The sequence below is a fragment of the Nonomuraea rosea genome (genome assembly GCF_039539705.1).
GTDB lineage: Bacteria > Actinomycetota > Actinomycetes > Streptosporangiales > Streptosporangiaceae > Nonomuraea > Nonomuraea rosea.
Genome location: NZ_BAABDQ010000005.1, coordinates 1 through 20,000 on the forward strand (window position 1 = coordinate 1; position 20,000 = coordinate 20,000).

The window sequence follows — 20,000 nt, forward strand, 5'->3', positions numbered from 1 at the left end:
CGACCAGCACGAGGTTCTCCCGGCCGGTGAGGATCTCGTCGACGGCGGCGAACTGCCCGGTGAGGCTGATCGACTCGCGTACGTCCGCCGGTTGGGTGGTGACGTCGAAGCCGTGCACGCCGGCCGTTCCGGCGTCGGCCTTGAGCAGGGTGGACAGGATTTTCACGACGGTGGTCTTGCCGGCTCCGTTGGAGCCGAGCAGGGCGAAGATGCTGCCGGGCGCCACGGCGAAGTCCACGCCGCGCAGCACGTGCAGGTCCTTGTACGACTTCTCCAGGCCCTGCACGCGGATCGCCTGGGCTTGCTGTGTGGTCATCAGACCGTCCTGTCTTCTCTTCCGGTGTCTTCGCCGGCGGCGCGGTCGATGGCGCTGGTGAAGCGTTCTCGCTCCCGGCGGATGTAGCTCCCCATGGAGTAGTTCTGCATGAACGCCTCGACGAACTCCACGGGGTCTTCGCCGAAGATCTCGCGGATCGGGGTGCCGTCCGCCGCGCTCTGCTCGAACAGATCGGCAAGGTCCTCGAACATCGAGGCCGCGTCGGTCCCGTCCCCCGGCCCGAAGTGCATCAGGTACCGCTCCAGCGCTTCGACCGCCGTGCGGTAGTTTTCGGGAAGCGCTTTGACGCGCGCCTTGTACTGCCGCCAGCGCCTCTTGTCCTCCCACGGCCCGGTAACCACTTCCAGGTACTGCCGGGCGCGGCTCTTCGGCTGGTTCGATTCTGCGTCCATGGCTACAGACCTCCTTCGCGCATGCACCTAGGCCCTCGTCGGCTACCTAGCAATGCTGACTACTGGTACATAGTAACGCTGAATAGTTGAGGCGCAAGCCGGGGCAAGGAATCAGGCGGCGTCGAGGGCTGCGGTGATCTTGCGCATCATTTCGGCCAGCGCGGGGCTGGTCTGGCCCTGGTGGGTGCGGGCGGCGGCTTCGATGGCGACGATGACGGTCCGGCGGAAGTTGTCGGCCTCTACCGGCACCTGCTTCTTCAGCAGGCCGATGGCTGCCGTCAGAGCCGGCAGCACGTGATCGGCGAGCGCGGCCACGGACTTGCCGCGCAGATTCACACCCTTGGGCCACTCGGCGAGCACATGCCCGACCAGGCCGGTGGCGGAGGCCAGGGCGATGGAGCCGTCGGAGGCGGCCCGGTGGGGTTTGCCGGCGGCGTCGGCGGCGGCCATCAGCGAGACGGCGCCCCAGGCGGCGGTCCGCAGGGTGATCTTGTCCTGGTCGGTAAGGGTGATGAGCATGGCGGTGGTCCTTTGTACCGGTGACGAATGCGGTGGGAACGTGAAATGCCGACAGGAGGCTTGCCGCCCTGCAGCGTGCGTCTCGAGATCCTCCGCGGTCGGGTCATGTCACCGGCAGCAGAGATCCAGGAGGGGTTCTGGCGGGTGACGTCGCGGGGGATGAGCCGGGGTCCGGAGAGGACCCCGGCACAAGCGGTCGCAGCGCTGGGCCCGGCATCCCATCAGGCGGCGTCGAGGGCCTCGGTGATCTTGCGGGCCATCTCGGTCAGGGTGGGGCTGGGCCGGTCCTGGGTGGCGGCGTCGATCGCGACGATGACGGTGCTGCGGAAGTTGCCGGCCTCGGCCGGGTCCTGCTGCTTGAGCAGGGTCATGGCGGAGGTGAGGGCGGGCAGGACCTGGTCGGCGAGGTCGGCGACGGTCTTGCCGTACTTGACGCCCTTGGGGGCCTTGGCGAGCACGTGCCCGACCGTGCCGGTGGCGGAGGTCAGGGCGATGGAGCCCTGGGTGGCGACCTTGTGGGCCGAGCCGGCGGCACCGGCGGCGGACATCAGGGAGACGGCGCCCCAGGCGGCGACGCGGAGGGTGAGCTTGTCCTGGTCGGTGAGGGCGAGGGTGACGGACATGATGGTGTGCTCCTTCGAACTGTAGTGAGCGGACCGGCTGTGAACCGCTCATGGAGTAACCATCGCCGACCGCCCTGATACGGAGCCGTCGCCGTCCTGACACGGCCGCTGATACGACCGCGCACCAGGCCTGATCGCCGCCTGCGTTACCGGCCGGCGCCGACGCCGAGGAAGTCCGCCCTCGCTGGCGTACGTCACATGACCGGCACCCGGGTCATCGGCGCCTCATGGCCGACAGGACGCGGCCGGCGCTCCTGACGCTCTGTGACCCATGCCACACGCGGTTCCTGTCAGCAATCGGGGCGCCGTCCCGCTCAACTCACCGAGAGCACGCGAACCGACAGGAGCACCACATGAAGCACCGCATCGTCGTCCTCGGCGCCGGCTACGCCGGGGTCTACGTGGCCGGGAACCTGGCCCGCCGGCTGTCCCCGGCGGACACCGAGATCACCGTGGTCAACGCTGTGCCGGACTTCGTCGAGCGGCTGCGGCTGCACCAGTTCGCGGCCGGCCGGGAGATCGAGGCTCAAAAGCTCGCCGACGTCTTCGCGGGCACGGGGATACGGCTGCGCGTGGCCCGTGTCACTGCCGTCGACCCCGAGCGCCAGGTCGTCGCCGTGGCCGACGCCGACGGCGGCGGCGAGCTCGGCTACGACACGCTCGTCTACGCGCTGGGCAGCCACGGCTCCGACTGCGGCGTTCCCGGCGTGGCCGAGCACGCCTTCGACATCGCCGCCCGGCCCTCCGCGCTGCGCCTGCGCGAGCGCCTGGACAGCCTCGGCGGGCGGGGCGAAGACGGGCGGGTGCTGATCGTCGGCGACGGGTTGACCGGCATCGAGACCGCCACCGAGATCGCCGGCTCCCGGCCAGGCCTGTCGGTGGCGCTGGTCGCCCGCGGCGAGCTGGGCGCCCGGCTCTCCGCCGGTGCCCGCGGCCACCTGCGCCGGGCCTGCGACCGGCTGGGCATCACCGTCTGGGAGCACACCAGCGTCGAAGCCGTCGAGGCGACGCGGGTGCTGTGCGCCGACGGCACCGCCCTGGCGTCCGACGCGACCGTGTGGACGGCCGGGTTCGCGGTCGGCCCCATCGCCGCCGCCGGCGGGCTGGAGGTCACCGAGAACGGGCAGATCATCGTCGATCGCACCATGCGGTCGGTCTCTCACCCGAACGTCTACGCCGCCGGCGACAGCGCCTACGCCATCGGCGACAACGGCCGGCCGCTGCCGATGTCCTGCGCTTCGGCCGGTTTCACCGGCGGGCAGGCGATCCACGCGATCGTGGGACGCCTGACCGGCCGCAGGATTGCGAAGACCAAGCTGCTCTACTCCTACAACCACATCAGCCTCGGACGGCGGGACGGGATCCTGCAGATGGTCGACGACGAAGGGCGGGCAAAGCCGACGTACGTGGGCGGCCGGAAGGCCGCGCGGATCAAGTCCGGCATCCTCAAGGTCTCGCTGTGGGCCAACGCGCACCCGACCTTCGGCGTGCCCAAGCGCAAGCACCGCCTGGCCGCCGCGCCGGATGCGTCCGCCGGGAAGGCGTTCGCGTAGCCCGTCTAGGGTGATCCGCGTGGACAGCACCGCCACTGACCGCTTCGACACCGGCCGGTTCGAGGCCAGCCGGAACCGGCTGGCCTCGCTGGCGTACCGGCTGCTGGGCTCCGCCGCCGACGCCGAAGACGCCGTGCAGGACGCGTTCCTGCACTGGCAGGCCGCCGACCGGCAGCGGATCAAGGTGCCGGAAGCATGGCTGACCAAGGTCGTCACCAACCTGTGCCTCGACCGGCTCCGCTCGGCACAGGCCCGCCGCGAACGCGCCGTCGGCGCCTGGCTGCCCGAACCGCTCCTCGACGGCGACCCGATGCTCGGCCCGGCCGACACGTTCGAGCAGCGCGAATCGGTCTCCCTGGCCGTGCTGACCCTCATGGAACGCCTGTCACCCCTTGAGCGGGCCGTCTACCTCCTGCGCGAAGCGTTCACCTACAGCCACGCCGAGATCGCCGAGATCCTCGACCTCACCGAGTCCGCAAGCCAGCAGCATCTCCACCGGGCCCGGCGCCGCATCACCGCCGCGCGCCGCCGCGGCGACGTCGACCCGGCATCCGCCCGCAGGATGGTCGAGGAATTCCTCGCCGCTGCCTCCTCGGGCCGCACCGAACGGCTGGCGGCGCTGCTCACCGACGACGTGATCGCGATCTCCGACGGCGCCGGCCTGGCCGAGACGCTGCTGCGGTACGACACTCCGCAGCGCATCGCCGCCGTCGTACGGGCCGGCTTCACACCCACACCCGCGAAACGGCGATTCGCCGGCGGCACGCCCGCCATCCACTACGCACTCGTCAACGGCGGCCCCGCCCTCCTCTTCGTGGTCGGCGACCAGGTCGCCGGCACCGTGGCGTTCGACATCACCAACGGCAAGATCGCGACCGTACGCGGCATCGCCGCACCCGCCCGCCTCGCCCGTCTCACCGAAGCCTGGCGGCAGCACGAACGGGACACGCCGCTCATCGCCCAGTGGTGACCGCCGGTTTTCGCCCACGTTCGCGACCGCCACAACACAACCAATCGCGGCGGCTACGGCGACACCGGAAATGCTCGTCCCTCCGCGCGCGTCGGCGACCACGAAGAAAGAGAGCAGCTCGACGGCGACCAGCGTGGCCGCCGTCACCGGCCCCCATTCCTACCCCCGGTTCTGCGCTGCGCGCGGTCCGCCCTGGCCATATCGCCTGCCGCCGAGCGCGTTTTCTCAGACGTCGCTCATTGGTCCTGGCCGTACCGATGACCACCCATCCCCCGGGAATTCGTGCACACCGGAGAACGAGCCCAGTGATCGCGAAGTTCTCTTTGATGGTCCACGCCGGCGACGCCCAGGCGAACGGATGATCCGCATCACGGACTGAGAATCGCCTGACCCGCAGGATTGACGCTGTCGTCATAGCGCTGCTGGGCCGCGACGACCTCCGGGGTGTGCGCCGAAATCCAGCGGACCAGCTGGGCGAACGGGCGGGACAGGCCCTGTCCCAATTCGGTCAGCTCATAACTGACCTGCGGCGGGGTGGTCGGCTCCACAGTGCGCTCCACCAGCCCGTCGCGGACCAGAATCCGCAGTTTGGCGGACAGCATCTTCTCGCTGATGCCCTCGATACGCCGGCGCACCTCGAAGAAGCGCATCGGCCCAGGCGTCAGAGCGGCCAGGATCATCGGCACCCATCGTCCGGTGACATGCTCCATCACCTCCCGTCCGGGGCATTCGCTGTGAAACGTGTCACTGATCCACCGGGCGTCGCTCTCGTCCACCTGCTCACCTACCGCTGTCTCTACGGCTTACCTGAAGGTGCGTACTTACAAAATGTAAGCCCAAAACCTAGCGTCTCTCACGTCCTCGTACGACGAATCAGGAGAGACAGATGAACAGCAAGCAGGTGGCGCTCGTCAGCGGAGCCGGCCGGGGAATCGGGGCCGCGACCGCGCGCGAGCTGGGCCGGCTCGGCTATCACGTGATCGTCAACTATCTGCGCGACGCCGAGTCCGCCGAGCTGGTGGCAGAGCAGATCGACGCCGCGCAGGCGATCCAGGCCGACGTGACCGACGAGGCCCAGGTGACCGCGCTGGTGGACCGGGTGATCGCCGAGCACGGGCGGATCGACGTGCTGGTGGGCAACGCCCACACCGCGGCGCCCCCTTTCGGCCCGCTGGAGCATGTGCCGTGGGAGGCGTTCGCGGCCAAGATGAGCGATGAGCTGGCCGGCGTCTACCACCTGACCCGGCGGGTGCTGCCGGTCATGCGCCGGCAACGGTCCGGCCGGATCGTCTACGTCTCGGCCACCGCGGCCGAGCTGATCATCGGCAGCGCCGCCCAGTCCACGGCCAAAGCCGCCGTGAACGCCTTCGCCCAGCAGGTCGCCGGCGAGGCCGTACGGGACGGCATCACCGTCAACGCCGTCGCCCCTGGCGCGGTCGGCACCGATGCCACCGCTGCGGTGTTCACCGATGGCATCCGCCGCCACTTCGGCGACCGGTCGGTGACCGGCACGATGCTGCGGCCGGAGGACCTGGCTCGCCCGATCGCCGCGCTCGTGGACGGCGCGTTCGCCACGGTCACCGGCCAGGTGATCCGCGTCGATGGCGGCTACCCGCTGCTGAGCCAGCTGCTGGACGGCCTGCCGGCCCAGTTCTCCACGGCTTCGTGAGCCTCACGCGCCGGGCCCGCGGCCACGGGGTCGTGATGCGGGCGGAGGGTTCCTGCCGAGGCGGATGTAGCGGCCATCCGCGATCTTTCCGTGCAGATATCGCCAGCCGTGCTCCCGGCGGCTGGGCCGACTACGCAGCGGCCATCACTCAGCGGACGGATGGCGGTCCGCCGCCATCGAACCATGATCGTGGCGTGGTCAGTCAGCCGTCCGAACTCGCAGCCGACGGCGGTGCCTCGGCGACGAAGCACAGGAAGCTGAGTTTGGGGGAAAGGTCCTGGTAGTCCTCGGGGAACAGCTCGCGGGCGGCCGGGTCGGGCTGCGGCTCGTCGATGACGGTGAGGCGGAAGCCGGCGCTGGTGAGGGCGTCGGTCATCGCGTGCAACGACCTGCGCCACAAGATCATCGGGAAGGACTTCCCGTTGAACGTCCATTCGCTTGTATAGCTGGTGGTCGTGAAATAGTTGTGCCGCGGATTCTGGGCCAGGTGCTCCACGAACGGGTGGTTCACCGATGCGATCAGCCGGCCGCCGGGCCTGAGCACGCGCCGCATCTCGGCCAGCGTCGGCCCCCAGTCCTCCAGGTAGTGCAGCACCAGCGAAGCGACCACGTCGTCGAACGCGCCGTCGGCGAACGGCAGGCGGTCGTTCAGGTTGACCACGTGCAGGGCCGTGTCGTCACCGAGCCGCCGCCTGGCCAGCTCCAGCATCCCGGCGCTGGCATCGATGCCGGTCTATCCGCTGGGCCGGCCGATGCAGTGGCTTTTCGCGACCACTTGGGCGTCGTTTCGGTGGCAGTCCCATGTATCGGGCGGGCGGGACCAGGTGTTCCTGCCGTTCGAGGAGGTCACGGCGTTCCTGCTGGCTCGCGATCGGCGGCTCCGCATGTGAGGTGGTCAGGCGGTGCGCAGCGTGCTGGCGTCCTCGCCGTCCTTGTAGTTCCGCGACGCTCGCGCGATCCGCGTCTCCTGCTCGCGTAGCGCGTCCGCCAGGAGTTCGAGCCCGGTGCCGATGTCCGCCATCCGCCGGCCGTGGTTCTGCCAGTACCTGCGGCCGTAGTCGTCGTCGCGGAGCGCGGCGCGGGTCGCGCCCGACGACGCCTCGAACCCGGTCTGGATCTCCGACACGTCACCGGCCATGCCGTCGGCCGAGGCCGCCAGCAGGTGCAACTGGGTCTGGCTGTACGCGGCACCGTTGAACGTCACAGCCAGCGGCCTCCTTCGTGTCGATATCCCGCACAACGTTAGTAAAGAATGATAATTCTGGGATCTCTGGGTGAGATGTGAGGATATTGATGACGACGGAGGAGCCATGGCGGCTGCTGGATCAACTCGTCCAGGAGGTCAACCAGCAGACCGAGCAGCTCAAGCAGGTGCACGAGCAGGTGAGCCGGTTGTCGGTGACGGTCAGATCGAGCGACGGCCTGGTGAGCGTGACCGTCGGCCCCCGTGGTGAGGTGCGGGCGATCGACTTCGACCCCCGCGTCTATCGCAAGCTGTCGCCGTCGGAGCTGTCCGCGTTGACCGTCGAGCAGATCCAGCGGGCCACCCGGCAGGTCTCCGGTGAGATGAAGGAGCTGATGGAGCCCTTCGCATCGGACCTGCCGTTCGAGGACTTGTTCGGCGAGGGAACGGGCTTCGAGTCGTTCCTGCCGCGCGAGCCGGAGCCGCCGCGATCGTGATCGTCTGATGGGGCTCGATCTCAGCCTGGTGCCCGACATCGTCAAGCCGCTGGCGCGGCCTCTGACGGGCGGGGCGTTCCCGGAAACCGACGTGGACGGGGTCATCGCCGAGGCGCAGACGCTGGAGAACCTCGCCGGCCTCCTCGCCAAGCTCAAGTCGGAGGACGGTGGCGTGGTCGCGCGGATGCTGCGCGACCACGAATGGCAGGGGGCCGCCAAGGAGGCGTTCGAGCGGTCGTTCGAAGCGCTCGGCGGGAAGCGGGACGAGGCCGGCTCCGCCTCCGGTGCGGCGCTGCTCGACCTGCTGGAGCAGGCGCTCCGGGACGAGGCGGCGGCCCTGCGCGAGCACGGCGTGCGGATGCAGCACACTGAGTGGATGATCTACGCCTCGCTGGCCCTGCTCGGCGCGGTGATCGTCAAGCTGCTGGTGTGGATCTACGTCAACGGCCCGGCCGTGCTCCACTTGATCCAGCACAACGCGCTGCTGACCCAGGTGAACATCCAGACGATGAAGCGGCTCGTCCTCGTCAACATGCTGAAGTTCGGCGGGATCATGGGCGGGCTGGACCTCAGTGTGCAGACGGCGCAGCAGATCTGGGGGGTCCGGGAGGCGGGGGACTTCGACGTCGCGTCACTGGCGATGTCGGCCGGCAGCGGCGCGCTGACGGGCGCGCTGTTCGCGGGCGCGAACGCGGCTCTCTCGCGGTTGCTGAGCCGGCCGATGGTGTACGTCGCCTCCAGGGCCGAGCTGGCCGTACGCGACAAGATCGCGGCGATCGCGCAGAGCATGTACGGGCAGGCGCTGGTGGGCGGGGTGGCGGGCACCGGTGGCGCGATCCCCGGGCTGGCGCTCAGCGGGCAACTGGACACCTCGCACCTGGCTTACACCTTTGTCGCCGGGGTCGCGGGTGGCCTCGACGTTCCGGCCGGGGCTCGGACGAGCTACCTGCCGATGGACGCGGTCGCCCAGATCGGCGACCCGGCTACTCCAGGCGACCCGGCCTCTCCCGGCGCTTCGGCTTCTTCCGGTGCTTCGGCCTCTCCTGATGCTCCGGCTCTTTCGAGTTCGCCGGCCCGTTCCGGAGACGCGGCCGCACCCGGCGCCTCGCGCTCCGAGTCCGGCGCGCCGACCTCTCCCCGGAGCGTGGAGCCCCAGCCGGCGCAGACCGCCCTGGCACGCACCGACATGGGACCGCCGGTCGAACCGCGCGCCGACCCGGCGCAGACGCAGGGGCACCAGGTGATCGTGGGTGAGGTCACCCGGCGCCACGACGAGCTCTTGCCCGGCCCACCCACGCCCCGGGCGGACTCCGGCCCGCCCGGACGCCAGCCCGACCCAGGCCCGCCCGCGCACCACGCCGACCCAGGACCGCCCGGACGCCAGCCCGACCCAGGACCGCTCCCGCGCCAGGCCGACCCAGGCATCGGCGGGCATCGAGCCGAGCCCGGCGCGGACCTCGCTCGGACTCAGCCGGGCCTGCCCGCCGATCGAAGTTCAGCCGGCGCAGCCGTCCCGCACACCGACGCCGCGAGCCCAGGCGGTCCTCCCCGCGGCTCGCTGCTCCCGGCCACCGTCCCGGCGATCGTGGGCGCGACCCCCGAAGTCGCCGACCAGGCAGGCCACCAGGAGGCGTCCCCCGCTCCGCACCCGGTCCGCGAGGCTGCTCCGGCGCCGCACTCGCAAGGCGAGGCCCGTCCCGCACACCTGGTCGGCGACGCCCCTGTCGCCGAGCCCCCGTCAGCCGAGTCCCGTCCCGCGCACCTGGTCAGTGACGCCCCCACGGCCGCGCTCCCGTTAAGCGAGTCCCATCCCGCGCGCCCGGTCAGTGACGCCCCCACGGCCGCGCTCCCGTTAGGCGAGCCCCATCCTGCGCACTCCGTCCGGGACGCCCCCGCCGCCACGCCCTCGTTGCGCGATCCCGCCCCGCACCCGCAGGACGAAGCACCCGCGGCGCCCCTTCCGATGGGTGAGGAGCATCCCACTCCGCCGGCCGCCGATCCGCTTCCGGCATCGCCGCACGACCGCCCGGACTCCGCGCCGGACAACGAGGCAGCGGTCGTCCTGCCGTACCCCCTGAGCCAGGCACGGGCCACGGACCTGCAGAGCGGGCCGAGCAACCCCCGCCCCAGCGCCTTGCCCGGCGACCCCCGCCGGATCGAGCCCATGACCCGGCTCAGCCGGGACGACGCGTACGAGCCCGTCAGTGGCCCCGCCCGGCAGGCCGCCGACGCCGCGCACGGCATTCCCGGCGCGGGACACTCGCAGCCCCGGCGGGCGGCGATCGGCGACCCTGCCCGCGTGACCGATCCGCCGGCCGCCGCGGTGCCCGGCGACCGGTCGCCGATCGCGGACCCGCGGCCGCGCAACTTCGCGGAAGCCGCGGCGATCGTCCACCGCTGGAGTCCCGGCCACCCGAACGACCCCGGCCGCCCGAACCGGATCGAACGCCTGCTCCGCGGCTCCCCGGACGAGATCGCCGGCCGGGACGCGGAGCTCCTGGCGGACGGCCGGCGGCTGGCGGAACAGCTGCCGGTCCTCGACGAGAGCGACTCGACGGCCAGGGCTCTGGCGTCGATGAGCCGGGTCATCGGCGGCCCGGACCCGCAGCGGACCATCCCCGAACTGGCGGCCGAGGTGGGCCTCACCCTCGACGTCGACGCCCTGGTGGAGGTGTACAACGACGCCCTGCGGTCTGACATGTCCCCGGACACCGCGAGCGACCGCGCGGCCCTGGCCGACGTGCTCCGCAGGCGCATGGCCGCGGACCCCTACCGCTGGACGGGTTACCGGCACCACACCCTGTTCTCCCTCCGCGACGCGACCCCCGAGCAGGCCCGCGCGATCGGGCTGATGATCGGGATGATGCGCGACCCCCTCACATCGAGCCAGGCCAGGAGTTTCGTCCGGCCCGTGCTGGAGCGGCACGGCATCCCTGACGCCGCCCATCTGCTGCCGGTCGTCCAGGCGGCTCACCGGCACGGTCACTTCCCCCCGGAAACGACCGGCGAGGCGGCCTTCACCGCGGCCATGGACGACTTCTGGCGGGCGGACCCGTACCTGTGGAACGGCATTCTGCTCGCCGAGGAGCACGGCCTGACCGGACTCCGGGAGCCGACGGCGCGGCTGACCGCGCGCCTGGTCGAGATCACCGCGCGCCCGGGCGACCCCGTCCCCGCCCTGCGGCGCCTGGCCGAGGACGCCGGGCAGGGCGGCTCGATCGACCAGTTCGTCCGCCTGGCCGAGGAGGCGCAGGCGGCGGGAGCCGACCTCGCGCGGGCGCCCGGCCCTCAGGAGCTCACCGACCGTCTGCTCGCTCACCGGGCGCGCGACCCGCACCTCTGGGACGGGCTGCGGATCGCCGCCGAGTACGACCTCACGCTCCCGGGCCGCGACGAGGCGCGGGCCCTTGCCCGGCTCGCGGAGATCACCGGCTCCGAGACGCCCTCCCGGCTGTGGGTGTTCGATCCGCTGCGCCGGCTCGCGGGCGACGCGGGTCTCGACCACTCCGTCGAACGGCTGGCGCACCAGGCGGCCGAGGCCCAGCGGAACGGGCTCGACCTCTTCGGGCCGGTCGATCGGCGCGAGGTGCTCGACGCCCTGACGTCGCAGGGGCGTTCCGCGACCGGCCGGCTGCCGGACCCGCCGGACATCCCGCCGGGACTGCACGACCTGTCCGCTCCGGCCGTCCGGGAGGCGCGGCAGACCGCGGCCCGCGAACACGCCGAGGCGCAGCAGACGTACCGGGAGGCCCATCCGCCGCTGAAGCGGGCCCTCTCCGCGTTCACCGGCCCCGATCTGCGAGCGGTGGCGGAGCAGGAACAGGTCGCCTCGCTGCAGGCCCGGGCCGAGGCGTGGCAGCGCTGGCCGGAGCAGTCCGAAGTGTCGTACACGAGGGACTTCGAGGCCTTTCGCACCGCCTACGAGCAGGCGGCCGGGCGCGCCGCCGACGGCGCGCCCGTGATCCCCTACCTGCTCGAGAACGCGACCGCAGGTCTCGCCGCCCGGGACGGCGGGCGCGGGTTCGGGGTGGAGCTGGAGTTCGACCTGCCGGAGCGCGCCGCCCGCCAGGCCCTGACGGCCATCGGCCGGGCTCTGCACGACGCCGGTCTCACGCGCGACGCCCAGGTGCACGACTATCACACCATGCAGGGCCAGGGTTACCGTACGGGCAAGGACGGCGGCCTGGGTCTGTGGAAGCTGGAGCGGGACGGAACGGTGGCGGGCGAGGTGGTCTCGCCCATCCTGTACGACGAGCGCGCGACGTGGGAGAACCTCCGCGTCGCCGTCGAGATCATCCGCGAACACGGAGGCACGGCCAGCCGCGCGACCGGCGGGCACGTCCATGTGAGCACGCACGACTACGACCACATCCTGGCGAACTACACAAGTGTGCTCAGGCACGCGGGCCAGCACACCGACACGCTGTTCCGGCTGGGGCACAACCCGGAGCGGGACAGCCACCGGGGCGTGAAGCACGCGCACCCCAACCCGCTGCCCGCCCCGGGCTACACGTCGATAGCCCCCGTGCGGCACTTCCACAGCAGCCACGACTTCGCGGTGAACATGCAGGGCATGAAGGGGTCCGCGAAGGACCACATCGAGTTCCGGCTGTGGGACGGGTCGCTCGATCCCGCCGTGATCCAGTCCCAGGTGAAGGTGTCGCTCGCGCTGGTCGAGGCGGCGTTCAGGAACGCGACCCTGGGCGACCTGCCCAACCTGGGCCGGCACGACCCGCTGGGCGCCCACGCCGCCCTCCTGGACCTGCACCCGTCGGCGGACCGCACCGAGTGGGGCAGCCTCTCCTTCCGTGTCCTGATGGACGAGCTGTTCTGGCGGGCCGCCGACAAGGATCAGCTCACCGCCCTGTACGCGGCCACCCGCTGGGTGCGCCCGGCATGACCGGAAGGGACGCATTCCCATGGCTGTGACCATCCGCAACACCGCGGCCACGGAGCCGCCGCCGGCCGCGCCCACCGACGACGGCCGGCCGTACCGCTTCGAGATGATCTACGCGGGCGGGACGTACCGCGGCTACGCCGACGACCCCGCCGAGCTGGTCGGCATGCTCGTCCCCGACTACGCCGAGCTCGGCACCGACGCGGAGCGTGCCACGGCACGCGTCCGTCTCGCCATGGACCTCCAGGTCAGGCTCCAGGCCCAGCTCGCGGTCGGCGGAGAGCCGGTGCCCGTCGTCCTGGTGTCGGCCTTCTACGAGCCCGCCGGGCCTTCGCCGAGGCCGCCGGGGCCGGCGGAGCTGCAGATCTGGCTCGACCCGGCCGACGACTGGACCCTGCTGACCAGCCTGCACGCGGCCGGCCTGATCACGGTCAGCGCGCACGCCTGAGTTCAGGGACGACCGTTTCGCGACTCTCACCTGGGTATGGGAAAGCGAGCCGACCATCGCAAAGGCTCGCGAAAGGAGCAAAGGATGCCTCGCGGATCGAGTGCGAAGAGGGAACGTCAGTACGAGCACATCAAGGACAGCGCCCAGCAGCGAGGGGTGGGTAAGAAGCGCGCGACCGAGATCGCGGCCCGCACGGTCAACAAGGAGCGCGCCAGGGCCGGCGAGTCCAAGACCGCGAGCCGTACGTCGACGCAGGACATGTCCTCAGGGCGGCGCGGCGGCCTGCGTTCACATTCGGGCAGCGGTGGCCGTACGCGGGATCAGTTGTACGCCGAAGCCAAGCGTCGCAACATCAAGGGCCGCTCGCAGATGACCAAGGCCGAATTGGAGAAGGCGCTCAGCTGAGCTTCAGGGGAGAAGTATCTGGTCGAGAACGTGCTCGCCGATGGCCGCCATGGTGGGGTTGTCGGCCGAATGGACGGCCAGGGCGGTGCCCATGACGAGGGCCCAGCCCCGTGCGCGTTCCCAGGTCACCTCGTCGGCGTGCACCCGTGACCGGAAGACCTCGCGCGCGTTCTCGTCGAACACCAGCCACGCGGCGGCCAGGTCGGTGGCGGGGTCGCCGCTGGTGAGGTCGCCGAAGTCCAGGACGGCCACCAGCCTGTCCCCATCGAGCAGGAGGTTGCCCGGGTGCGGGTCGCCGTGGAGCCAGAGCGGAGGCCCCTGCCAGAGCGGCAGATCGATCAGCCGCTGCCAGAGGGGGAGAAGCTCGGCTGAGCGGGGGATGGTCTGGAGGCGTTCCCGTACGACTTCGTCGCGGGTGGCGAGCGGGACGCCGCGGACGGGATTGCGCGGTGCGTCGGGCGGTGCGGGCCGGTGCAGGCCCGTCATGAAGTCGGCCAGCGGGACGGCGATGCCGGCACGGCCGGACGGCGATACGTCGGCGGCCGTGTGGCCGTCGAACCAGGGCGCGACCGTCCACGGCCACGGGTAGCCCTCGCCGGGCACGCCGGCCCTGACGGGTACGGGCAGTGCGACCTGCACGTATCCGGCCAGGACCGGCAGCCAGCGTTGCTCGTTGACGATGAGGTCGACGGCGGCCCGGCGGCGGGGCAGCCGCACGGACAGGTCCGTCCCCAGGCGGTAGATGACGTTGTCCCAGCCGTTGGCGACGGCGGTGAGCGGGCCCATCAGATCCGGGCACTGCGTGCGGACCAGGCGGTTGACAAGGTCGGTGTCGATGTCGGCTTCCGCCGCCGGGGTGTTCATCCCGCAACCGTAGTGGGGGATGGCCTGGACACAGGCGCCGTGGGCGTCGGGCAAAGCGTGGAACGGGATGGCACGCCTCAAGGGTGGGGCACTCGTCTCCCAGGTAAGGGCGCCCGCTCTTCCTCCGCGAGGCGCTTTGGCGACCTGCGCGCCGTCGCCGGGATCCCGTTCTCGTCCTCGTACGCGGTGGCGAACGCGTTGTCCATCTGCAGCCCGTGCTCGGTGAGCGCGACGTGCCCCCCGCCGCCGCCGAGCACGACCTTGCCCGCCGGGCAGAGCACCATCTCGGCGGCCGTGATCGCCGACGAGACCGGCGCGGAAGCCTGCCGGTACGTCAGGCCGGGCAGCGGGCTCGCGCACACCGCGTACACCCGCAACCGCCACGCGCCCGGGAAGCCGTCGCCGTCCTCGTGCGCCGCGGCCTCGAACGACGACCGGCCGCCGTGCCGGCCCGGCGGCATCGGCTGCAGACCGGTGAGCACGACCTGGGCCCGGGCATCAGGCGCCTGCCCGCCGATGCCGAAGAAGGCCTCGACAGGTCGCGGCACGCTGAGATCCACCAGGACCTCGTCCGAGGGATGACCATGCGCCGAGTTCGGCTTCTGGTGTCGTGCCGGTTGACTTTGTCGCAAGCTATGACGCAACATGTTGATACAAAGCTTGCAACAAAAGGAGGCAGGCATGACGAACAGCTCCATGCTGAGCGCCGGCCCGCGGCAGGCGGACGTTCGATGCGCGGAAGCGTGGCTGCGGCGGCACGGCCTCGGCGACGGCCCGCCGATCACGGTGCGGACCTGCAGTAGCTTTTCCCGCTTTCGTCAGAAGGAGCCACAATGCGCTTAGGTTTAACGGCGTTCGTCGTCGGTGCGGTCACGGTGGCCACGGTGACCGCAGGCGCGCCGACGCTAGCCGACTCACACACCCAAGTCCGCATGCCCGAGCCGACGGTGGCCCACGCCGGGGGACCGGCGCCGGTCTGGGGCGAGTGCCCGCCTGCGGAGCCCGGCGGCATCCGGCGCGACCCGCGCCAGCAGTGCGCGACCTTGAAGGTGCCGCTGGACTACCGGGCCCCGCGCGGGCGGACCATCGACATCGCGATCTCCCGGATCGCCACGTCGCGACCCGGGTCGCGACGCGGAATCCTGGTGTCCAATCCGGGTGGCCCGGGCGAACGCGGCCTCGACCTGCCCAGCGCTCTGGCGACCGTCCTGCCGTCCGACACCCTGGATCGGTACGATCTCATCGGGTTCGATCCACGAGGCGTGGGCTACAGCACGCCGGTGACCTGCGCATTCGACCCGGTGACCCTGCCCACGCTGTTAGTCCCGTACCCGGCGCCGGACGGCAGCATCGAGCGTAATGTCGCTTTCGCGCGAGACACCGCGGCCGCCTGCGCCCGGCACTCCGGAGATCTGCTCCCGTACATCACCACGGCCAACACGGCCCGGGACATGGACCGCATCCGAGCCGCGCTCGGCGAGCCGAAACTGTCCTACTTCGGCATCTCCTACGGCACCTACCTGGGAGCGGTCTACATCTCGCTGTTCCCGAGCCGAGGCGACCGGATCGTGCTGGACAGCGCCGTCAACCCGAGGCTGGTCTGGCGGGAGTTCCTGGCGACCTGGAATCAGGCGGTCGCGATACGCCTGCCCGACTTCCTCGCCTTCGCGGCGGAGCGGGACGCCGTCTACCACCTCGGCGCAACCCAGGAGGAGGTACGCCGCACCTACGACCGGCTGACCGCGGCCCTGGACCGGCAGCCCTTGCCGAACCCGGGCGGCCCGGAGTTCGACGGCAACCTGCTGCGCGAGATCGCCCGGGGGTTCATCTACTTCGACGGCTACCTGCCGTACCTGGCGCAACTCCTGCAAGAGCTGGCGAGCATCCCTCAGGGATCCACCATGGCCGACGCTCCTCAGGCGCGACTGGCGTTGCTGCGCGCTTCTCGTGGTGCGATGGGCGGCTCGGGGACGGAGACGGTGCCGGCGGACAACTATGCCGCCGCTCTTCTGGCGGTGCTCTGCGATGACGTCGCCTGGCCACGCGATGTGGCCTCGTACGCCCGGCGGGTCGCGGCCGACCGGCAGGCGTGGCCCGTGACGGCCGGGATGCCGTCGAGCTTCTGGGCGTGCGCGGCGTGGCCCACCCGCCCGGTGGAGCCGCCGGTGACGGTCACCGGTCACGGGTCGCGCAACGTGCTGATCCTGCAGAACACCCGAGATCCCTCCACCTCCTTGACGAGCGCACGCGGCCTGCGTGCCGTGCTCGGCCGGCGGGCCGTCATGATCACGGTCGACCAGGGAGGCCACGGCGTCATCGGGCTGGGCAGCTGCGCCGAGGAGGCGATGAGCTCCTTCCTGACCACTGGGGCGCTGCCGGCACGTGACCGCTTCTGCCCGTCGGCGCCGGGCGCCGGCGTTCGCTCCGCGGTTCTGCCGTACCCGCTCGCTCCGGGCCCGCTGTAGTGGCGTGGCCACCCGATCCCGGCCGGTCAGTGATCGGGTGGCCGGCCACCGTCCCGCCGGAGCTGGGGCGGGTGTGGTCGCGGAACAGGGAGAGCGTTCCCCGCGGCCATGCTGCGCCGCGCATCGCCCAGGTGACCTCACCCGCTTGACCCGAACAGGACCGTTCGGCCAGGTCGCGATGCCCGGGCCTGGGTAGACCAGCCGAAGGAGCGGAGCCGGCCCGCTTCAGGATGCGCATCCGAGGAGGAACGGTGGCCCAGGCTCACGGCCTCCGCCGCACGGCGGTTCTGCTGGTCGATCCCTACAACGACTTCATCTCCGAGGGCGGCAAGCTCTGGCCACGGCTTGAGCCCGTGGCGAAGGAGGTCGGCCTGGTGGGCAACCTGCGTACCGTGCTCACCTCCGCCCGCGAGGCCGGCGTCCAGGTGGTGTACGTCCCGCACCGCCGCTGGGAGCCGGGCGACTACGAGACCTGGGCCCACCCGAACCCCACCCAGCGCGGCATCCAGGAACGGCACAGCTTCGCCCGGGGCACCTGGGGCGGGGAGTTCCACCCCGACCTCCAGCCGCAGGCCGGCGACGTCGTCGTGCACGAGCACTGGGCGCAGAGCGGGTTCGCCAACACCGACCTGGACTTCCAGCTCAAGCAGCACGGCATCACCCACGTCGTGGTCGTCGGCGTGCTGGCGAACACCTGCATCGAATCCACCAGCCGGTTCGCCATGGAGCTCGGCTATCACGTGACGCTGGTCCGCGACGCCACCGCCGCCTTTCTCCCCGAGATGATGCACGCCGCGCATGAGCTGAACGGCCCCACCTTCGCCCACGCCATCCTCACCACGGGAGAGCTCGTCACCGCGTTCGAAGGAGCGCGGCAGTGATCCTGGCCGTTCATCCGGCCGAGGCGTGCACCCCTGGCTACGGTGCGGGCGGAGTGTTCTGTCCCAGGCCCGCGTCCCTCGCCAGGACGATCGCCTCCGCGCGTGAGGCGACCTGCAGTTTGGCGAAGATGCTGGAGATGTGGTTGCTGATGGTCTTCGGAGCGAGCGCGAGCTGCGTGCCGATCGCCGCGTTGGAGCGCCCGGCGGCGATCAGGTGGAGTACGTCGCGCTCGCGCGGCGTGAGCGCCGGGAACGGCTCACCCTTGGGCGGCGCGGTCAGATAGCCGAGGACACGGCGGGCCACCCCGGGCCCGAAGATGGCCTCACCGGCGGCCACGGCGTTGATGGCCCGGACGATCTCACCCTGGTCCGCGCCCTTGAGCAGGTACCCCTTCGCCCCGGCCCGCATGGCCGAAACACCGACTCGTCGTCGTCGAACATGGTGAGCATCAAGACCGCCACCCCCGGTGCGGCCACCGCCACCTCCCTGGCCGCCTCGATGCCGGTCATGTCCGGCATCTGAATGTCGAGCACGAGGACGTCCGGCGCGAGCGTGACCGCGGCCCGCACGGCCTGCCTGCCGTTGGCCGCGACGCCGGCGACGTCGATGTCCGGCAGCGTGGACAGCAGCGCCGCCAGCCCGTCGCGGACGATCGGATGGTCGTCGGCGATGACGACGCGTACCGTCATGGCGTCACCACCAGCGGGATCAGCGCCACCACGAGCCCGCCGCCGGGCCCGGGCCGGCCACAGCGGCAGCCGGTCGAACCCGGCGCGGGCGGCCTGCGCCCGGAACCTCTTCAAGCGCGCGGAGCTGGGCGCTGGTCGCGACATACCAGGGACATACCGCCGGAACCTACTGTCGGGTAGCGTCTCGGCGCGCGACGGAATCTCCCCCGTGTGTCGAGCCTTTCTCCGCACCCCCTCTGCGAAAGGTACGACGTGCTGAAGAGACGTTTAGCCGGCGCGGCCATGCTCCTCTCGGTCGTCGCCGGTGGCCTGGTCGCGACATCGACGGCCGCCGCAGCAGCCCCCGACTTCCAACTGCCCTTCCCCTGCGACCAGAAATGGCGCCTGAACACCTGGGACTCGACGCACGCCCCCGCCCTGGACATGGTCCGCGAGCCGCAGTCGGGAACCGAGGGCTCGCAGGTGGTCGCGCCCGCCGCCGGCCGGGTGAACAAGTCCTCCTACCACTCCAACGCCGGCAACATGATCCAGATCGATCACGGCGGCGGCCACTTCACCACCTACCTCCACCTGCAGTCGCGCTCCGTGGGTGTGGGCGACCGGGTCACGCGGGGCCAGAACATCGGGCGGGTCGGGCACACCGGGCCGACCTCGAACGGCAGCCCGCACCTGCACTACGAGCAGGGCTACGACGCGAACGGCGACGGGTCCGCCAGCTGGGGCTTCGAGGGCGCGGAACGCGTCACGGCCAGGTTCGGCGGCAAGGCGTACGGCCCCGCCCCTGGCGGCGAGTGGCGCAACGTCGAGAGCCTCAACGGCTGCAAGAAGCCCAGCCTGTTCGGTGCGGACTTCAATTCCGACGGCATCGGTGACATCTTCTCCGAGGCCACCGGCACACTGAATGTCTGGAACGGCAAGGGCGCCAACAATTTCACCAGCCGTATCGAGATCGGCGCGAACTGGGAGCAGTACAGCAAGCCCATCGCGGGTGATTTCAACAGTGACGGGATCAGCGACCTGATGGCCGTCAAGGATGGCACCCTGCACGTCTGGAACGGCAAGGGCGGCAACGATTTCGCCGGTGCGATCGCGCTCGGTCCCGGCTGGACGCCGTACGCCGGCACGCTGATGAGCCTGGGCGACATCAACGGTGACGGTTACACCGACATCGGCGCCATCGCCAATGACCACCTGCACGTGTGGAACGGCAAGGGCGCCAACAATTTCTCCAGCCGGATCGAGCTCGGCGCGAATTGGGGGCAGTACAGCCGGCCCATCGGCGGCGATTTCAACAGCGACGGCATCGGTGACATCGCCGCGGTCAAGGACGGCATCCTGCACGTCTGGAACGGCGAGGGCGGCAACGATTTCGCCGGCGCGATCGCGCTGGGCCCCGGCTGGACGCCGTACATCCCCACGTTGATGACGCTGGGAGACATCAACGGCGACGGCAACACCGACATCGCGGCCGTGCTCAACGACCACCTCCAGGTCTGGAACGGCAAGGGCGCCAACAATTTCTCCAGCCGCATCGAGCTCGGCCCCGGCTGGACACCGTACTTCCCCGGCAGCTGAGAGCTGTCCTTCCTCCCTCCCAGAAAAGAGAA

At 71.0% G+C, this 20,000-nt stretch carries 22 protein-coding genes; 11 read left to right on the forward strand and 11 right to left on the reverse strand.

Annotated features, from left to right (window positions below):
- The 4 genes from ABEA43_RS13785 to ABEA43_RS13800 form a co-directional block, all read right to left on the reverse strand.
- Positions 1 to 316 (reverse strand): ATP-binding cassette domain-containing protein (locus ABEA43_RS13785; RefSeq protein ID WP_345561753.1); only part of this gene is annotated, 316 nt, incomplete at its 3' end.
- Entirely contained in the window at positions 316 to 729 is a 414-nt protein-coding gene (locus tag ABEA43_RS13790) for a DUF1048 domain-containing protein (protein WP_345561755.1), read from the reverse strand. The genes ABEA43_RS13790 and ABEA43_RS13785, both read right to left, overlap by 1 nt.
- Positions 730 to 840: 111 nt before the next feature.
- Positions 841 to 1,248: a hypothetical protein gene (locus tag ABEA43_RS13795; protein ID WP_345561756.1), complete on the reverse strand. Its 408-nt coding sequence runs from the start codon at positions 1,246 to 1,248 to the stop codon at positions 841 to 843.
- Positions 1,249 to 1,469: 221 nt separating this feature from the next.
- A complete protein-coding gene (locus tag ABEA43_RS13800) occupies positions 1,470 to 1,871 on the reverse strand; it encodes a hypothetical protein (protein WP_345561757.1) in 402 nt (133 codons plus the stop codon).
- 353 nt (positions 1,872 to 2,224) lie between these two features.
- Here ABEA43_RS13800 and ABEA43_RS13805 point away from each other — a divergent pair, with 353 nt between their 5' ends.
- Together ABEA43_RS13805 and ABEA43_RS13810 are read left to right on the forward strand one after the other, a co-directional pair.
- A complete protein-coding gene (locus tag ABEA43_RS13805) occupies positions 2,225 to 3,424 on the forward strand; it encodes an NAD(P)/FAD-dependent oxidoreductase (protein ID WP_345561759.1) in 1,200 nt (399 codons plus the stop codon).
- A gap of 19 nt (positions 3,425 to 3,443) precedes the next feature.
- Positions 3,444 to 4,394: a sigma-70 family RNA polymerase sigma factor gene (locus ABEA43_RS13810; RefSeq protein ID WP_345561761.1), complete on the forward strand. Its 951-nt coding sequence runs from the start codon at positions 3,444 to 3,446 to the stop codon at positions 4,392 to 4,394.
- A gap of 368 nt (positions 4,395 to 4,762) precedes the next feature.
- Here the strand turns inward: ABEA43_RS13810 and ABEA43_RS13815 are convergent, their stop codons facing one another.
- Positions 4,763 to 5,170: a winged helix-turn-helix transcriptional regulator gene (locus tag ABEA43_RS13815; RefSeq protein ID WP_345561762.1), complete on the reverse strand. Its 408-nt coding sequence runs from the start codon at positions 5,168 to 5,170 to the stop codon at positions 4,763 to 4,765.
- A gap of 110 nt (positions 5,171 to 5,280) precedes the next feature.
- On the opposite strand from ABEA43_RS13815, the gene ABEA43_RS13820 reads away from it, so the two are divergent.
- Positions 5,281 to 6,063 carry an SDR family NAD(P)-dependent oxidoreductase gene (locus ABEA43_RS13820; RefSeq protein ID WP_345561764.1) on the forward strand — a complete coding sequence of 261 codons (783 nt, stop codon included), beginning with the start codon at positions 5,281 to 5,283 and terminating at the stop codon, positions 6,061 to 6,063.
- 202 nt (positions 6,064 to 6,265) lie between these two features.
- On the opposite strand, the gene ABEA43_RS13825 is transcribed toward ABEA43_RS13820, so the two are convergent.
- Entirely contained in the window at positions 6,266 to 6,772 is a 507-nt protein-coding gene (locus ABEA43_RS13825) for a class I SAM-dependent methyltransferase (protein ID WP_345561766.1), read from the reverse strand.
- A 16-nt stretch (positions 6,773 to 6,788) separates the two neighbouring features.
- Between ABEA43_RS13825 and ABEA43_RS13830 the strand changes: the two genes are divergently transcribed.
- Positions 6,789 to 6,953 carry a hypothetical protein gene (locus ABEA43_RS13830; RefSeq protein WP_345561767.1) on the forward strand — a complete coding sequence of 55 codons (165 nt, stop codon included), beginning with the start codon at positions 6,789 to 6,791 and terminating at the stop codon, positions 6,951 to 6,953.
- Between the two features lie 5 nt (positions 6,954 to 6,958).
- Here ABEA43_RS13830 and ABEA43_RS13835 read toward each other — a convergent pair whose 3' ends face one another.
- Entirely contained in the window at positions 6,959 to 7,267 is a 309-nt protein-coding gene (locus ABEA43_RS13835) for a hypothetical protein (protein WP_345561769.1), read from the reverse strand.
- A gap of 89 nt (positions 7,268 to 7,356) precedes the next feature.
- On the opposite strand from ABEA43_RS13835, the gene ABEA43_RS13840 reads away from it, so the two are divergent.
- The 4 genes from ABEA43_RS13840 (at position 7,357) to ABEA43_RS13855 (ending at position 13,493) form a co-directional block, all read left to right on the forward strand.
- On the forward strand, positions 7,357 to 7,743 hold the full coding sequence (locus ABEA43_RS13840; protein ID WP_345561771.1) for a YbaB/EbfC family nucleoid-associated protein: 387 nt from the start codon (positions 7,357 to 7,359) through the stop codon (positions 7,741 to 7,743).
- Between the two features lie 7 nt (positions 7,744 to 7,750).
- The gene (locus tag ABEA43_RS13845) at positions 7,751 to 12,643 is read left to right on the forward strand and encodes an amidoligase family protein (protein ID WP_345561773.1); all 4,893 of its coding nucleotides are present in this window, start codon (positions 7,751 to 7,753) and stop codon (positions 12,641 to 12,643) included.
- A 19-nt stretch (positions 12,644 to 12,662) separates the two neighbouring features.
- Positions 12,663 to 13,088: a hypothetical protein gene (locus tag ABEA43_RS13850; RefSeq protein WP_345561775.1), complete on the forward strand. Its 426-nt coding sequence runs from the start codon at positions 12,663 to 12,665 to the stop codon at positions 13,086 to 13,088.
- A gap of 84 nt (positions 13,089 to 13,172) precedes the next feature.
- Positions 13,173 to 13,493: a plasmid stabilization protein gene (locus tag ABEA43_RS13855; protein ID WP_345561777.1), complete on the forward strand. Its 321-nt coding sequence runs from the start codon at positions 13,173 to 13,175 to the stop codon at positions 13,491 to 13,493.
- Between the two features lie 3 nt (positions 13,494 to 13,496).
- Here ABEA43_RS13855 and ABEA43_RS13860 read toward each other — a convergent pair whose 3' ends face one another.
- Together ABEA43_RS13860 and ABEA43_RS13865 are read right to left on the reverse strand one after the other, a co-directional pair.
- Positions 13,497 to 14,357 carry an aminoglycoside phosphotransferase family protein gene (locus ABEA43_RS13860; protein WP_345561779.1) on the reverse strand — a complete coding sequence of 287 codons (861 nt, stop codon included), beginning with the start codon at positions 14,355 to 14,357 and terminating at the stop codon, positions 13,497 to 13,499.
- Between the two features lie 77 nt (positions 14,358 to 14,434).
- Positions 14,435 to 14,905, reverse strand: a complete 471-nt coding sequence (locus ABEA43_RS13865; protein WP_345561781.1) for a hypothetical protein — start codon at positions 14,903 to 14,905, stop codon at positions 14,435 to 14,437.
- A gap of 285 nt (positions 14,906 to 15,190) precedes the next feature.
- Between ABEA43_RS13865 and ABEA43_RS13870 the strand changes: the two genes are divergently transcribed.
- Both ABEA43_RS13870 and ABEA43_RS13875 read left to right on the forward strand, forming a co-directional pair.
- On the forward strand, positions 15,191 to 16,822 hold the full coding sequence (locus ABEA43_RS13870; protein WP_345561783.1) for an alpha/beta hydrolase: 1,632 nt from the start codon (positions 15,191 to 15,193) through the stop codon (positions 16,820 to 16,822).
- Positions 16,823 to 17,073: 251 nt separating this feature from the next.
- Positions 17,074 to 17,703: a cysteine hydrolase family protein gene (locus ABEA43_RS13875; protein ID WP_345561785.1), complete on the forward strand. Its 630-nt coding sequence runs from the start codon at positions 17,074 to 17,076 to the stop codon at positions 17,701 to 17,703.
- Positions 17,704 to 17,740: 37 nt separating this feature from the next.
- Here the strand turns inward: ABEA43_RS13875 and ABEA43_RS13880 are convergent, their stop codons facing one another.
- Positions 17,741 to 18,007 carry a response regulator transcription factor gene (locus ABEA43_RS13880; protein WP_345561786.1) on the reverse strand — a complete coding sequence of 89 codons (267 nt, stop codon included), beginning with the start codon at positions 18,005 to 18,007 and terminating at the stop codon, positions 17,741 to 17,743.
- The gene (locus ABEA43_RS13885) at positions 17,980 to 18,507 is read right to left on the reverse strand and encodes a response regulator (RefSeq protein WP_345561787.1); all 528 of its coding nucleotides are present in this window, start codon (positions 18,505 to 18,507) and stop codon (positions 17,980 to 17,982) included. The genes ABEA43_RS13880 and ABEA43_RS13885 overlap by 28 nt, the downstream gene beginning before the upstream one ends.
- 138 nt (positions 18,508 to 18,645) lie before the next feature.
- Between ABEA43_RS13885 and ABEA43_RS13890 the strand changes: the two genes are divergently transcribed.
- Positions 18,646 to 19,968 (forward strand): FG-GAP-like repeat-containing protein, encoded by a 1,323-nt coding sequence (locus ABEA43_RS13890; protein WP_345561789.1) that lies wholly within the window; start codon positions 18,646 to 18,648, stop codon positions 19,966 to 19,968.
- The last annotated feature ends 32 nt before the right edge of the window (positions 19,969 to 20,000 follow it).

Coding starts and splice junctions, on each gene's coding strand:
- ABEA43_RS13820 (WP_345561764.1), top strand. CDS start 5,281: ATGAACAGCAAGCAGGTGGCGCTCGTCAGCGGAGCCGGCCGGGGAATC.
- ABEA43_RS13800 (WP_345561757.1), bottom strand. CDS start 1,871: ATGTCCGTCACCCTCGCCCTCACCGACCAGGACAAGCTCACCCTCCGC.
- ABEA43_RS13840 (WP_345561771.1), top strand. CDS start 7,357: ATGACGACGGAGGAGCCATGGCGGCTGCTGGATCAACTCGTCCAGGAG.
- ABEA43_RS13870 (WP_345561783.1), top strand. CDS start 15,191: ATGCGCTTAGGTTTAACGGCGTTCGTCGTCGGTGCGGTCACGGTGGCC.
- ABEA43_RS13830 (WP_345561767.1), top strand. CDS start 6,789: ATGCCGGTCTATCCGCTGGGCCGGCCGATGCAGTGGCTTTTCGCGACC.
- ABEA43_RS13850 (WP_345561775.1), top strand. CDS start 12,663: ATGGCTGTGACCATCCGCAACACCGCGGCCACGGAGCCGCCGCCGGCC.
- ABEA43_RS13790 (WP_345561755.1), bottom strand. CDS start 729: ATGGACGCAGAATCGAACCAGCCGAAGAGCCGCGCCCGGCAGTACCTG.
- ABEA43_RS13855 (WP_345561777.1), top strand. CDS start 13,173: ATGCCTCGCGGATCGAGTGCGAAGAGGGAACGTCAGTACGAGCACATC.
- ABEA43_RS13805 (WP_345561759.1), top strand. CDS start 2,225: ATGAAGCACCGCATCGTCGTCCTCGGCGCCGGCTACGCCGGGGTCTAC.
- ABEA43_RS13795 (WP_345561756.1), bottom strand. CDS start 1,248: ATGCTCATCACCCTTACCGACCAGGACAAGATCACCCTGCGGACCGCC.
- ABEA43_RS13845 (WP_345561773.1), top strand. CDS start 7,751: ATGGGGCTCGATCTCAGCCTGGTGCCCGACATCGTCAAGCCGCTGGCG.
- ABEA43_RS13860 (WP_345561779.1), bottom strand. CDS start 14,357: ATGAACACCCCGGCGGCGGAAGCCGACATCGACACCGACCTTGTCAAC.
- ABEA43_RS13825 (WP_345561766.1), bottom strand. CDS start 6,772: ATGCTGGAGCTGGCCAGGCGGCGGCTCGGTGACGACACGGCCCTGCAC.